This is a genomic window from Rhizorhabdus argentea (assembly GCF_037861105.1).
In the GTDB taxonomy this organism is placed as follows: domain Bacteria; phylum Pseudomonadota; class Alphaproteobacteria; order Sphingomonadales; family Sphingomonadaceae; genus Rhizorhabdus; species Rhizorhabdus argentea.
Window position 1 is genome coordinate 25,980 of record NZ_JBANFK010000030.1, and the last position, 13,486, is coordinate 39,465.

The window sequence follows — 13,486 nt, forward strand, 5'->3', positions numbered from 1 at the left end:
TTATCTGGTTATCAGCTTCCCAACACTTCGCGGGAAGACGCCACACTCGTCCCGCAGCGCTTTTCTTCTAGCCTCGGTCCGTCAAGGTGGGGCGATACGCCCAGCCTTCGCGTGGGCCGCAGACGTTATTGACCAGCCCGACGCCCTTTGCGCCGTTCATGCTCAATTCGACCAGTCGATCCTGAAGGTCGAAATGCCAGCGGTCGTCATCCCCGCTGCGCCGCAGCGACTTGAGCGTGCCAGGCTGGTTGAAGTCCCAGCGCTCGCCTTCCAGCAGCAGCGGCCCGCGGTCCAGCCCATGTCGGTCATCATAGCCATTGCCAGCACTGTAGAAGGGCATCTGGATGCCCTTGGCCTCCAGCTTCCAGATTTGGCCATGCTCGTCGGTAAATTCCCACTCGGCCCTGCTCCACAAGCGCGTGCTGCCCAGCGCGGTGGTCTCCTCATCGAAGTGGAAACGATGCCGTGCCTTGACCAGCCGGGTCACGCGGCCATCGTCGTGCATGATCGCACCGTCTTCGAGCAGGAAATCATTGCCCGCCACCGGAACATGGAAAAAGGTGAAGTTCAGGCTGAAATTGTCGAAATGCCCCATGATCCAGAAATAGGCCTCGACATGCCGCATCACCCCCTTGCCGCGGACGCCCCAGCTGCGGTCTCGCACGCCGACATAGCGGTTCAGCTGGATTGTCTCGCCCCCGATCGCGATCGACCCGTCGAAATAGCCCATCTGGGTGAAGTGGGTCACCGGATGGCTGGGAACATCGAGCTTGTTGTAGAGGAAGGGCGCGGCTCTGGCGGTGAAGTCGATCGATCCGGAAAGGCCATAGGCATTCTCGCCCAGCGAGAAGCGTTGCCGCTTCATCGGTTCGATGATCTCGATCGACAGCGGGCCGACATTGCTGTTGTTGCGATCCGTCGCATTCCCCTCATGCGAGATATGCCTGGACGCGCGGAAATTATGCTGCACGCCATCGCGGATGACGCAGAACGAGCCATCGATTATCCCGTGACCGCTGGCATTGGGGTAAGTGCCGAGGCCGGCTGCGATATAGGTCCGGCCATCCTGTCCGTGACAACCGAACCAGCAACGATCCATGAAATGCTCGCTCTTCTCCGCCACGGTATCGAGCGTATCACCCGTCTGGTGGATGAAGTAATCGTCCCATTGAGTAAGCGCCATCATGCTACCTTTCCAGATTATATGATCATGTCAGCCATAGAATTTGGCTGCCGCCGTTATTCGCGAGCCTTGATCTTCTCGGCATCCTCGATTGCTTGCGCCATGCGTTGAGCGGGAGTTTGAACAAAAGAGCCCAATACCAGAAACTCGGGATGAAGCTCCGGAATGGAATAGAATCTCAGCTGTGATTCGAGCGTTACGACATACAACATGAAGTATCGGAATACGTTGCAATATTCCCGCTCGAAGTCCGTTATCGGCCTGCCACCAGCTTCGATATAAAACCGCATGAATTCCTTGGCGTCATCCTCGTTCGGAAAGGATGCGAGAAGCCCGGAAATGTCTTCGGCCGGATTGCCGAAGTGCGACATCTCCCAATCCAGTACGCCGCTAATCTCATCGCCCTGCATCATGATATTGTGCAGGCCATAGTCACCATGCACGAGGGCCGGGGGCTCCTCGACCCTCGGTATATTGGCGCGTAGCCAATTCAGCGTCGCCTCCACCGTCGGTGAGTTCTCGAGACCCGTCGATCGCCAGAGCCTGATCCAGCGCTCAAGATAGTTGCTGACCCCTTCGGTCATCGAACCGCCGGCTAGTCCCATGTCGATGTGACTTCGCTGCAGGTCGGGATGAGTCTCGTCAAGCGACAGGCGATGGATCTTCGCGAGTTGGGTTGCCAGCGCCTGCATCTGCGATGAGTTTAGCCGCTGAGCCTCGACCACCGTTCCGAAGTTCCCGCCCTCGACTTTGCGCGTCACCAAAAATTGCGTACCGTATCTTTCAACATCAGGTTCGAGCCACATCGGCTCAGCGACTGACACCCCAGCTTCGTAGAGATATCGAAGAAGGTGAAATTCTCCAGCGATATCGCGCCCGTCGATACCGAGTTGCAGACCCGTGTTTGCGCGCGCCACCAGATCCCAGATGCCGCCATCCTTGCCAGCAAGCTTGAACAAGGTCGTCTCGTTCGTGAAGCCGCCGATCAGGCTCGTAAACTCCGTCACGTGCGCGCCCTCGAGCTCCCCCCCTTGTGCCCTGGCGGAGCTTTCGAGCATTTGCTTCACGTCGTGGCGATCCTTCGCCTTCGCTGTTGGCGGAGGCGAAGACGGCACTGTGTGATGATCCCCTTCCCACCTGCAGAGCGACGATATTATGCTCTCCAAGCCGGCATTCGGATCAGATGGGTAGCCCGAGTTGGAGACGAGGGATGACAGGACCTCCTTCAATGCAACAAGAAGATCCTGTGAAAGAGAAAAATCAGCCGAATCCTCGATCGACGGCGGCAATCGATGGAGCGTCGCGATGTCCGCTTCGGCCACACCGCGTTGCTGGATCATATCCGCCAGGCGTAGCGCCAAGGCATATCCGGCCGAATAGAACGCCTTGATAGGATCAGCTTCCTCGCGCCGGAGCAATTCGGCAATGGCTGTGGTCAGCGCAACATGATCCATATCCGAGGCAGGAACCCCATAGCGGCTGGCCACGCGCTCCATCGAATCCGCAATCGCAGAGAGCAATCGTCGCTTACCGGAATCCATAACTCCACTCTCCAGTTCAGTGCGCGAGCAGATGAATGAGGCGAATTCCTCTGCTGATCTTGACGTTGACACCATTATCGTCACTCAGTCCAATCGCACGTCACCGCCCTGGATCCTGTCCTGTGTCTTGGTCTCGAAATCACGAGCGTCGTGCCGCTCGCGGAGCTGGCCTGATGGCTCGCCAAAGAGGCGATTGACCATGCAGCCGCGGCGGACCGCGGTCCGCGCTCCGATCGCCTCGGTCCAACGCTGGAGGTGATGATAGTCCTTTACGCCGAGGAATTCGCCGGCCTCGTACATCCCTCGGGCGAGGCCGCCGTACCAGGGCCAGATCGCCATGTCGGCAATCGTATAATCCGGCCCCGCGATGTATTCGCTCTCCGCGAGCCTGCGGTCGAGCACGTCCAACTGCCTTTTCACTTCCAGCGCATATCGGTCTATCGCATATTCGATTTTCGTGGGCGCATAGACATAGAAATGACCGAAGCCACCGCCGAGGAAGGGCGCGCTTGCGACTTGCCAGAACAGCCAGGACAGACATTCCGCGCGCGCATCCCCTCCGGCGGGAAGGAAAGCACCGAACTTCTCGGCCAAATACACGAGGATTGCGCCGGATTCGAAGATGCGCACGGGCTCGCTGCCGCTGCGGTCGACGAGCGCCGGGATCTTCGAATTAGGATTGATCTCCACGAACCCGCTGGTGAACTGGTCACCCTCCCCGATGTCGATGTACCAAGCATCATATTCCGCCTCATCGATGCCAAGCGCGAGGAGCTCCTCGAGCAGGATCGTCACCTTCTGGCCATTCTGAGTCGCGAGCGAATACAGCTGCAGCGGATGGCGACCGACTGGCAGCGGCCGCTCACTGGTCGGGCCGGAAATCGGCCGGTTGAATCTGGTGAACTTACCGCTGCTCTCCTTTTCCCAAACCCATATCGCGGGTGGGACGTAGTCGTCGCTGGCCATCGCTAACTCCTGCTCTCATGCATGAACAAGGTCAAAAACCGTCCTCCAGCACAAGTTGTTGCTCAATTGACATATGGCAGATCGCCGCCAGGAGCGTACGCCGGAATATTGAAGACATGCGAGCGCGCGGGGCATAAGCCGGGACAGGGGCAAACAAAATCGCCGATTGGGCAATTGCAGTCCCACACCCAAGGAAAAATGGGATTTCCCGGTCATCGATCTCCCTCTCCAAAATTCTTTTGTAGAGAGTAAGACGCGCCAGGGAACAGACGGGACAGATCGCGTCAAAAAAGATTTCGTGGGAGCGAGCAACTTATTGCTTTCAAACCCGATGCGCCAATGCGTCCTGATAGGAAAAGAAGTTCAACGCAGCCAGATTCGCCGCACATGCTGGACTCATGGGGGACGAATGGAGGCCTGCGCGACTATGCCGTGCGGCGTGCAGCCCATCACCGCCTCCTCTGCGTCGATGATCGCGCTGGCAGGTGCTCGGTCCTCTTAACGCTCTGGCCACCGATCCGGTGCCGACGTAACGCTTGTCCTTATCTATAAGCGCCCGTCCTACCTGTTATCCGCCGGGAGGACCGCCAGGCGATCCCCTTCTCGTGTTCCAAGCCAGATTTCATCTGCGATCTGAATCGCTCCGGAACAGTTTTCAAATTCCTGCGTATGCGGAGGGAGAGGAAAATGTGTTGGTTGCAGAGTCACCGGATCGATACGGCATACCCTCGGCGCCGGATTATCGATGCTCTCCATTCCGCCAACCCATATCTGTCCTGTTTCGTCTATTCTTATGTTGTCGGGGCAAAAGCCGAGATCTATTATCCTCTCCGGCTCGTTAGACTCTAATTTCTGAGAAACGAAGCTGTTGTTTCCAGAATAGGCGACATACACTTTCGTTTGGTCTTGCGAGAGCGATATCCCATTGGGTGCACTGCCGCTTATGGTGCTCCACCGGGACCAGCCTGTTTTGGGATGCCACCGCAGCACATGGCCCACCTCCCGCCCTTCCCTGATCTTGTCGATGAGGTCTGGCTCGTCCGGGTAAAAGGGCATGGTGACAAGAAGGCCACCGTCCGGCAGACTTTGGACACCATTCCCGCGGTCTCTTGGAGGGAGGAGGATTGCACCGGTCCAATAGAAGGACAGGGTGTCATTTTCTTCCTCGATCTCGAAGATCTCGATCGACTCGCGCTCAGCACGGTTGACCGCATAAAGCTTGTGGACGCCGCCCTCCCCCGCAACCAGGTTGAGGCCGTGCGTCATGAAGTTGGCGGGGCTGACCGGTGCGTCACAATCCCGATATTGTGAATCCCGCCGCACTTGCTCTCCTCGGCCCGGCCAAACCCGCTCACAGCTTTTGGCACGGGTGTCGACGAGATATAATCCTCCAGGCACTGAGTCCTGCGGCCTCGAAATCCCGCCCGCAATCAGCCAACGGGTGCCGGGCACATGAGCCATATCTTCCGGGTTATGCAATCCAAGCACATAGGCATATTGATCTGCAGGCATTCTTTCGCTCCTATGGTTCCCGTCGACTAATCCGGCCCAGTCCTCCTCTGAAAAGTCCGTTCGTAGACAGTAAGACGCGCTCGGGAGCGGCGGAGACAGATAGTTCGCAAGAAATTTATGATGGCCAAGTAACCTGATGCCGTCGATCCAAGAGGCTTGTCATTGCCAGATCGGCGACCGGTCTGCGCGTCAACGGAATTTTCGAAGCAGGTGATTCAGATGCTTTTATCGAAGCAGTCACCGTGCTGAGCCTATCGCAGGCGGCCTATGGCAAGGGACAGATCACATTTGTCGGAAAACGGAATCGACAATTTGCAGGACGCCGCGCGCTCCGCATCCCACGTTCTGCAGAAAAAAGAGCACTACCCCATTCCCCCGCGATGTGATCTGCTGAACCGCTCCGGGGGGAGGCAGATCTACGACAGTTTCCCTTTTCTGGGGAGCGTGATCGAGATTTTCTTACGCGCTATCTGTCCCCGTTGCGCCATGGTGCGTCTTACCCATCACAAAAGAACCTGGAGAGGGGAAATCAATGATCGGGAAATTCCTACGATTCCGCCTTGGCTGCGGAACTTCCATTGCGGCATCCGCGATATTTTTTGCCGCCATCCCGGCTTATGCTCAGGAAAAATCCTATAATCTGGATATTCCGGCGCAGAATCTTGGCAGTGCTCTCAGGACGCTGGCGCGCTCCACCCATATGCAAATTACATTTGACGCTGCATCGCTATCCGGCAAACGTGCGCCCGCCTTGAAGGGCAGCTATACGTCCCGCACGGCGCTCGACCTGCTGCTGAAAGATACTGGCCTTGTCGGACAAACGGGCAGTTCGGGACTTATCATTATCCGGCCAGCACCAGCAGAAGCGCCAACAGCACCTGCGGCGCGCCGGACTGCGGCTGGGGCGGCAAGCAAGAATGTGCTGCACTCCTCTCCTACAGCCGATGATGCGCAGACACTGAACTCCGAGGACATTGTTGTAACTGCCCAAAAACGCGCGGAACGGCTGCAAGACGTTCCGATTTCAGTCTCCGCCTTCAATGCGCGGCAACTCGAAACTCGGCAAATAAGCACGACCTCCGATCTCGCACAGATGACGCCCAGTCTGACAATGAGCGAGCAGTCGAACGTAGTGCTTCCCTTCATTCGAGGCGTTGGGTCAACAGCGATCATTCCCGGCGAAGTGGGTAGCATATCGACCTACATAGACGGCGTCTTCATGCCGTCTCCCTTTGGAGCCATTTACGAGCTGGCAAATATCGAATCGGTACAAGTGCTCAAGGGTCCTCAAGGAACGCTCTTTGGGCGCAATACCGCTGGCGGTGCGATATTATTGAACACCGAGCAGCCAGGTTTCGTATGGAAAGGTAAGCTCTCTGCCCAATATGGCAACTACGGAGCTTACAAGCTTGGCGCCTACGTGAACGGCCCTCTCTCGGACCGGGTCGCGATATCGCTACTCGGAAGTTACGAGCAGAACGACGGCTACCTCCATGATATTATCCGCAATAAACGGGCGGGTGAACTAGAGAGAGGCATGGCCCGCGGCTCCGTCCTGTTCCGTGCCACCGACGCTCTCACATTCACGCTGAATGCAGACTATACGAAGAGCGACGATAACAGCGGCATTTCACAGCAGCCACGCAATGGCTATCGGGGGAAGACGGCGAGCACCCCTAATCCGACCGGGTTTTACGACATCGCGCTAAACAGCGTCGCTTCAGCCAAAATCGAGCAATATGGCGGATCGTTGCACATCGAATGGGAGGGGGAGCCGGTACGCGTTGTCTCCATAACGGCGAAAAGAAAAAATCTTTATACTGTCCGAAACTACGACACTGACGTCACGCCGATCGCTTATCAAGCGATTGGGTTCGATGAGTATAGCGACAACTTTTCTCAAGAATTACAGATAATATCCAATCACGAGGGACCACTTAAGTGGGTCATCGGTGGTTTTTACTCGAATCAGGACGCAGGATGGCATGAGCTAAATTTCAATGGCGCGATCTTCAAGACGAACACCAACTCCAAAGCCTTTGCGGCGTTTGCCGACAGTACGTACACGCTGGGTGACTTTGAAGTCACTGGCGGCATCCGCTACAATCTCGACAAACTGTCGTATAGTGGGTCCTTGAACGGCGTGCTGAGAGCCGAGGATTTCAAGAAGAAATATACGTCGGTGACGCCACGCGCTATCCTGAGCTATCACCCGAGTACTGATTTTCTGGCTTATGCGAGCTACTCGAAGGGTTTCAAGAGCGGCACTTTCAGCCAAACGGCTTTTTCCCGAAAACCGATCAATCCCGAGCGAATCAACGCCTATGAACTTGGCTTGAAACTTCAGCCCACACCATGGTTGACCGCCAATGCCGCGGCGTACCTCTATGATATCAAAGGTTTGGTCGTTCAATCTCAGGATCCGGTCACAAATCTTCAGGTTCTACAAAACGCTGCATCGGCGCGGAACAAAGGCGTGGAATTCGAAGCGACACTTCGGCCGATCCGGCAGCTCGATATAAACGCCGGCCTCTCCTATCTCGACGCGAAATATAGGGATTTCCCCAATGCCCAGGCATTCGTGCCCGCGCCACCAGGGATCCCTCCGCTGACGCCCGACGGAACGGGCAACCAGTCGGTGTCCGTGGATGCGTCTGGCAACAGGGTCGTTCGATCGCCAAAATGGACATTTAACGTCGGCGCCTCCTGGACCGTCGAATTGCCCGATGGCGGCTCGGTCGTGCCCTCCGCACATCTTTTTCGCACGTCAGCCTTCTTCTTTGACGCTATCAACCGGCTTAAGCAGGATGCTTACGTGCTGGTCAATGCTCAGGTGGAATGGCGACTGCCGGGTGGCCGGTTCAGTATTGCCGCATATGGCAAGAATCTCACCGGTACCAAATATCTAAGTTCGTTCGGCGCTTCGGCCTTTACGGACCGCGCGGCACCGGGCACCCCGCGGACATATGGGGTCAGGGCGAGCTTCAAGTTCTGATAGATTATGCGCGATCTTCTATGCTGCATCAGCATAGAAGATCGGCTCTTCCTTTGAGATAGGCAAAGTTGTAATTTCAGCTTTTCCAGGTTATTCTATGATGAACAGATAAGATGTGTTAACTTCGCGGATGAGGCGTGGTGTAAATCCCCAAAACGTTGCACAATCGCTGTAATGGTATTTGCAGTTTACCAGTGCAGACTTGAGAGGAATTGCGAAGATGCCTATGTGGCAGCCTTTACCGCGCTGGCTGGTGATCGCTATATGTTTCCTTGGCTGCAATATGACCATGGGCTTCGCTTTTGGCTCATTTGGTCCGCTGCTGGTCGCCACGGAACAGCATTTTGGTATAGACCGTTCTGCTGCGGCCATGGGGATGGCCTTCGTTACCCTGGCCGTGGGTGGTCTCGCCCCCTTTCTCGGCAACATCATGCAGATAATTCCGGTACGCTATGCGATGGCCGCAGGCTGCTTGCTCAGTGCAGTGGGTTATTTTGGACTGGCGACACTAAACTACTATCCGCTGGCGCTGCTCATGTTTGTCCTGACCGGCGCTGGTATCTCACTCAGCGGCATAATCGGCCCTCTCACCGTCATCAGCCGGTGGTATGCTGATGGTCGGGGCACCGCTCTATCGATCGCCGAGCTCCCCATTTTTATACTGGTAACGCCCTTCATCGTTGGCGGAATCCTCCCGCACGTCGGACGATCGGCGATACTTACGACCGTAGCGGTTATCTTCGTTGCGATCGCACCGCTGTTCCTGCTGTTGCGCGACCCACCACCCGGCCGGTTCGGCCCAACCGGCGACAGCGTGGCCAAGACTTCGCTCGTGATGGTCGACGCGGTAGGCAGCAGCTCGGCGCTCACGAACCGACAAATTCTGTCCATGCGTCCCTTCTGGCTTCTTTCGCTCGCCATGGGGATCATGTCCGGCGCAAGTTTGGCGTTCTATGTACACATTGTCGCCTTTGGCACGAGCCAGGGCATGAGCCTGCTCGCGGCGGGCGGCATGCTCTCAGCCTACGGAGCTGCAGGTCTGTTCGGCGTGCTTCTGTGGGGCCGCATCGCCGACTGGTGCGGTCCGCCGCAGACGCTCGCGCTGACGAGTTTTCTCTTGACGCTGCTTTGGCTTGCAATGCTCGTGGTCCCGACCGGAGGTCTGTACGTGGTCGCGGCGGGCTTGGGCTTGTGCGCCACGCCAATGCTTACGCTTCACGGAGCCGCGCTGAGCGCACTCATTCCTTCGAACAGCGCGAGCCGCGCAATGGGCCTGAGTTACGGCATAAAGCTGCCGTTTCTGTTCGTCGCGGCACCCGCAATCGCGTTTATCTTTGAATCGACCGGCGGATATACGGCACCGTTCACCGTCATTGCTGCAATCATGGCTCTGTGCTGCATTCTTTTTATCGCTCTTGCGGTCACAACAGGCCAGCGACGCCATTCGAAGACGCTGCAGGAACTGCGTCTTGAACTGGCCCCCTCCCAGGAAGTGCCCCATGCCGAGAGTTAGCGTTCGGATATCTCGCGCTTGAAGCACCGGCTGGCACGGCGAACCATATTTGGAGTAGCATGATGGAATATGAAGTTATTACCGATGGGCTTTGCTTTCCGGAAGGCCCGGTGTGGATGCTGGACGGCAGCATTATCCTGGTCGAGGTCGGCGCAGGCCGCGTCACCCGGGTATGGCCCGATGGGCGCAAGGAAACCGTTGCCGAGCCAGGGGGCGGCCCGAGTGGGGCTGCGATTGGGCCCGATGGCTTTCTCTACGTCGTCAATAATGGCGGCTTCGTCTGCTACGAACGCGATGGGCTGACGATTCCTGGCGAAGCCTTGCCGGGTTACACATGCGGGTGGCTCGACCGGATCGACATCAGGACGGGGAAGGTCGAACGGCTTTACGACAGTTATGAAGGCCATCCCCTTTCTGCTCCCAACGATATCGTATTCGACTATCAGGGTGGTATCTGGTTCACGGACTTCGGCAAGAATCTCAGCCATAGTGTGGGGTATGGAGGGCTGTTTTATGCCAAGGCGGACGGCTCCTTCATCAAGCGCGCGGTGGCTGGCCCACATTACAATGGCATTGGCATGTCGCCCGATGGGCGCACCCTCTATACCGCGCCCTCCTTCGAATCCCTGTTGGTGGCCTTCGACATAAAGGGGCCAGGCGAGCTGGCGCCAACGGCCGGTTTTGTGATGGGCCGGCCTGTTGGTCAATTTGCGCCGCATCAACTACCGGATTCTTTTGCCGTGCTCGCGAACGGGCACGTTACCGTAGCAACGACAATAGCAAGGCCGGGGATTGCATCCGTCGACCCCGAAAACGGTCAGATCACCCACTATCCCATTGATGAAACGGTCGTTACCAATATATGTTTTGGGGGTGAGGACATGCAGGATGCTTGGATCACGCTGGGAACAACCGGGCGTCTCGCCAAGGTCCGCTGGAAAACACCAGGATTGGAGCTGGCCCACTATTCCTGAAACCTCGGTTGATCTTAAGTGGATACGTAAAAACCGCCGGCCTTGAGGAGAGAGTGGGCGTGAAGAGCTTAGACGCGCAGGAACTGCTGCAACTGGCTCAGGATCGAACCGGCCTGTCCGACTTTGGACCGGAAGATTTGCGCGAAGGCCTGGACATGCTGGTGAAAGGCGTGAATGCCGACGTCGTCGTTCGCCCCGATCGCGTCGCGCATCCGCGCGAAAATATCCTGCGCCTCCCTGCACGTCAGCCATCAAAAAAGAGGAGTGGAGAAAATCATGATCAGGATTTGGGGACGAACCACGTCAGGCTGCACTCAACGCGTGCTCTGGTGCCTCGATGAAATCGGCGTGAATTATGAACCGCTTATTCTCGCCAGTGCCATCATGGGTCCCAAAGGACACATATCCAAGGGCGGGACGGCATATGGCGTCGTGGATACGCCCGAATATCGTGCGATGAACCCGGGTGGAACGGTGCCCACGATCAGTGACGATGGCTTTGCGCTGTCGGATTCAACCGCGATCATCTCGTATTTGGCGCTGAAACATGGCCCCGCGCTATATGGAAATGACCTGCAGAAGCATGCGCTTGCGGTTGCGTGGGGAATCTGGACCGACAGCTCTCTGGGTCCTCCAGTCTCAAAAATGATGCTGAATATGACACGGCTTGCGCCGCACCGGCGTGATCCGGCGCTGGTGCAGCAAGGTGCTGCCGAACTGACGGAAAATATCGAGATATTGGAAAAGCACCTGACGAAGCAGACTTATCTTGTTGGAGACAGCCTTACCATCGGAGATATTTTGGTGGGGCCGACCGTGCATCGAGCGTTGCTGATGCATCCCGACCTCGAGAACGTGCCACAGGTCAGGAGATGGCACGCGACTCTATCAGTCCGGGCCGGCTTTCAGAAACACGTGGCACCCCGCGAATTCCACTTCGACATGACTGAGAATAGCGCGCCGGCTGACATTCCCAGCAATGCAGCGCATAACAGCTAAGAGCTAAGCTGGCTCCTGCCGTGCCAGACCAGTTTCGCCGGAACAGGCATGAGGATCTGAATTTGTCAGACATAGAAATCAAAGCTTCTCTGCCAAGCACCAAGGCCGAAATATCCTCTCCGAAGCCAATATTTTTGGCCCCAGGGTCCCGGTTGAATCTTGAAGGTGCGTGGTACGCTCTGACGATACTCTGCATTGTCACGCTCATCGCACAAATCGATCGGAACATAACTCCTCTCATCGTCACCCCATTGAAGAAGGAGTTTGTGATCAGTGACACGCAATTCGCCTTGCTTCATGGCTATGGATTTGCATTTACCTACGCTATGTTCGGGCTTCCTTTCGGAAGCCTCGTCGACCGGCACAATCGACGCAACATCATCTTGATAGGTCTGGCGAGCTGGAGCTTGCTCACGGCGCTGTCGGGATTTGCCGGCAGCTATATACAATTGTTGCTGCTGCGTACGGGGGTCGGGATCGGCGAAGCAGTTCTGGCGCCTGCAGCCTATTCTCTGCTGATGGATTTTTTCGAGCCAGGTAAACGCGGCCGCGCGGTGGGCATATACTATATGGCCATGGCTGTTGGCGGGGGGGCGTCGATGTTTGCGGGAGCGCTCCTCCTCGGAATGTTGCCTGCGGCGGGTTTGAACTTTGGGGCGATTGTTAGCCTGGAGCCTTGGAGACTACTGTTCCTTTGTGCAGGCATGCCAGGTATATTCGCCTGTTTGCTCATTTGGACGATCAAGGAGCCGAAAAGGCGCGGAGGGGTCGAGGGAACGAGCGCATCGATCAGGAACTTTCTGAGCTATATTTGGAACCACAAAGCGCTTCTTGCGCGGATTTCCATTGCCAGCACATTGATGGCGACGGCAGGCTCCGCTTTGTTAGGATGGATGCCAACGCTCCTGGAACGGAAGTTCCAAATTGTTCCCGCGAGTGGAGGTATAGCGATCGGGGTCGCACTAATAGTGGGATCGGTTGCAGGAACGCTGCTAAGCGGCACCCTGTCAGATCGCCTTCATAAAGGCTGTGTGCCAGACTCCCGGACGCGTCCCATGCTTCTGGCTTATTTTATCCTCTTGCCCACCGCGCTTGTGGGTCTCGTGCATCAGCCTTGGCTCAGCATCCTGCTCTTTTGCGCGTGCATGTTTAGCGTTGCGGTGGTGCAGAGCGCCATGCCGCTCGCGCTACAAGAGGCGGTTCCGGCCGACATGCGCGGTAAAGTCATCGCACTGCAATATATCATTCTCGGCCTATGCAGTTTCGGCTTGGGGCCGTTGCTAGTCGGTGCTGTGAATGAATCAATTTCCCGCTCTGGTGAAATGCTCGGATACTCACTTTTCGTGGTGATGTTTCCTGTTGCGCTATTGGGTATCGCGCTATGCTATTTCGGCTTGAACTCGCGGACGTACGCTCAACTTTCTGTTGGTTAATTTTAACCCGGTCCGCAAGATTGCGGCCCCTTTCCGTCAGCCTCATCTCTCCTCGGCAACAGAGCCAACCAGATCCCGCGACAGACGACCCCGTACAATCGGCGGCTGCAGCGATTTATCCGAAAAAGTCGCGTGCGAGCCTCTCAAGCTGAGCCAAGCCCTCGCTTGCTGACGTGCTCAGCGGGCTGAGGATGATTTCTTGCAGGCCCAAGGATTCATATTGCGCAAACTCGGACCTGTGCTCGCGCGCCAGGTCCATTTCGGTGCACGCAAGCTGCATGGTCAATGCCGAGAGATCGCGGCCGGCGGCCTTCATCATCGGGCCGAGCTGGTCGAGCATTTCCTTGAACTCGGGCAACGTCTTGAAGTT

General features: G+C 56.7%; 11 protein-coding genes. 5 read left to right on the forward strand and 6 right to left on the reverse strand.

Annotation, left to right across the window (positions count from 1 at the left end; genetic code table 11):
• Window positions 1-67: 67 nt before the first annotated feature.
• The 4 genes from AAC645_RS18665 to AAC645_RS18680 form a co-directional block, all read right to left on the reverse strand.
• Entirely contained in the window at window positions 68-1,186 is a 1,119-nt protein-coding gene (locus tag AAC645_RS18665) for a hypothetical protein (RefSeq protein WP_340318089.1), read from the reverse strand.
• Window positions 1,187-1,239: 53 nt separating this feature from the next.
• Entirely contained in the window at window positions 1,240-2,724 is a 1,485-nt protein-coding gene (locus tag AAC645_RS18670; protein ID WP_340318090.1) for a phosphotransferase family protein, read from the reverse strand.
• A gap of 84 nt (window positions 2,725-2,808) precedes the next feature.
• Window positions 2,809-3,690 (reverse strand): glutathione-dependent disulfide-bond oxidoreductase, encoded by an 882-nt coding sequence (gene yghU, locus AAC645_RS18675; RefSeq protein ID WP_340318091.1) that lies wholly within the window; start codon window positions 3,688-3,690, stop codon window positions 2,809-2,811.
• 561 nt (window positions 3,691-4,251) lie between these two features.
• A complete protein-coding gene (locus tag AAC645_RS18680) occupies window positions 4,252-5,202 on the reverse strand; it encodes a YncE family protein (RefSeq protein WP_340318092.1) in 951 nt (316 codons plus the stop codon).
• Window positions 5,203-5,734: 532 nt separating this feature from the next.
• Here AAC645_RS18680 and AAC645_RS18685 point away from each other — a divergent pair.
• From AAC645_RS18685 to AAC645_RS18695, 3 genes are all read left to right on the forward strand, one after another.
• Window positions 5,735-8,197: a TonB-dependent receptor gene (locus AAC645_RS18685; protein WP_340318093.1), complete on the forward strand. Its 2,463-nt coding sequence runs from the start codon at window positions 5,735-5,737 to the stop codon at window positions 8,195-8,197.
• 220 nt (window positions 8,198-8,417) lie between these two features.
• Window positions 8,418-9,710 carry an MFS transporter gene (locus AAC645_RS18690; protein ID WP_340318094.1) on the forward strand — a complete coding sequence of 431 codons (1,293 nt, stop codon included), beginning with the start codon at window positions 8,418-8,420 and terminating at the stop codon, window positions 9,708-9,710.
• 59 nt (window positions 9,711-9,769) lie between these two features.
• Window positions 9,770-10,684, forward strand: a complete 915-nt coding sequence (locus AAC645_RS18695) for an SMP-30/gluconolactonase/LRE family protein (protein ID WP_340318095.1) — start codon at window positions 9,770-9,772, stop codon at window positions 10,682-10,684.
• Between the two features lie 68 nt (window positions 10,685-10,752).
• On the opposite strand, the gene AAC645_RS18700 is transcribed toward AAC645_RS18695, so the two are convergent.
• Window positions 10,753-10,896 (reverse strand): hypothetical protein, encoded by a 144-nt coding sequence (locus tag AAC645_RS18700; protein ID WP_340318096.1) that lies wholly within the window; start codon window positions 10,894-10,896, stop codon window positions 10,753-10,755.
• A 64-nt stretch (window positions 10,897-10,960) separates the two neighbouring features.
• Between AAC645_RS18700 and AAC645_RS18705 the strand changes: the two genes are divergently transcribed.
• The gene (locus AAC645_RS18705) at window positions 10,961-11,683 is read left to right on the forward strand and encodes a glutathione S-transferase family protein (protein ID WP_340318097.1); all 723 of its coding nucleotides are present in this window, start codon (window positions 10,961-10,963) and stop codon (window positions 11,681-11,683) included.
• A gap of 62 nt (window positions 11,684-11,745) precedes the next feature.
• Window positions 11,746-13,116, forward strand: a complete 1,371-nt coding sequence (locus AAC645_RS18710) for an MFS transporter (RefSeq protein ID WP_340318098.1) — start codon at window positions 11,746-11,748, stop codon at window positions 13,114-13,116.
• A 115-nt stretch (window positions 13,117-13,231) separates the two neighbouring features.
• Here the strand turns inward: AAC645_RS18710 and AAC645_RS18715 are convergent.
• A partial coding sequence (locus AAC645_RS18715) for a hypothetical protein (RefSeq protein WP_340318099.1) occupies window positions 13,232-13,486 on the reverse strand: 255 nt, incomplete at its 5' end.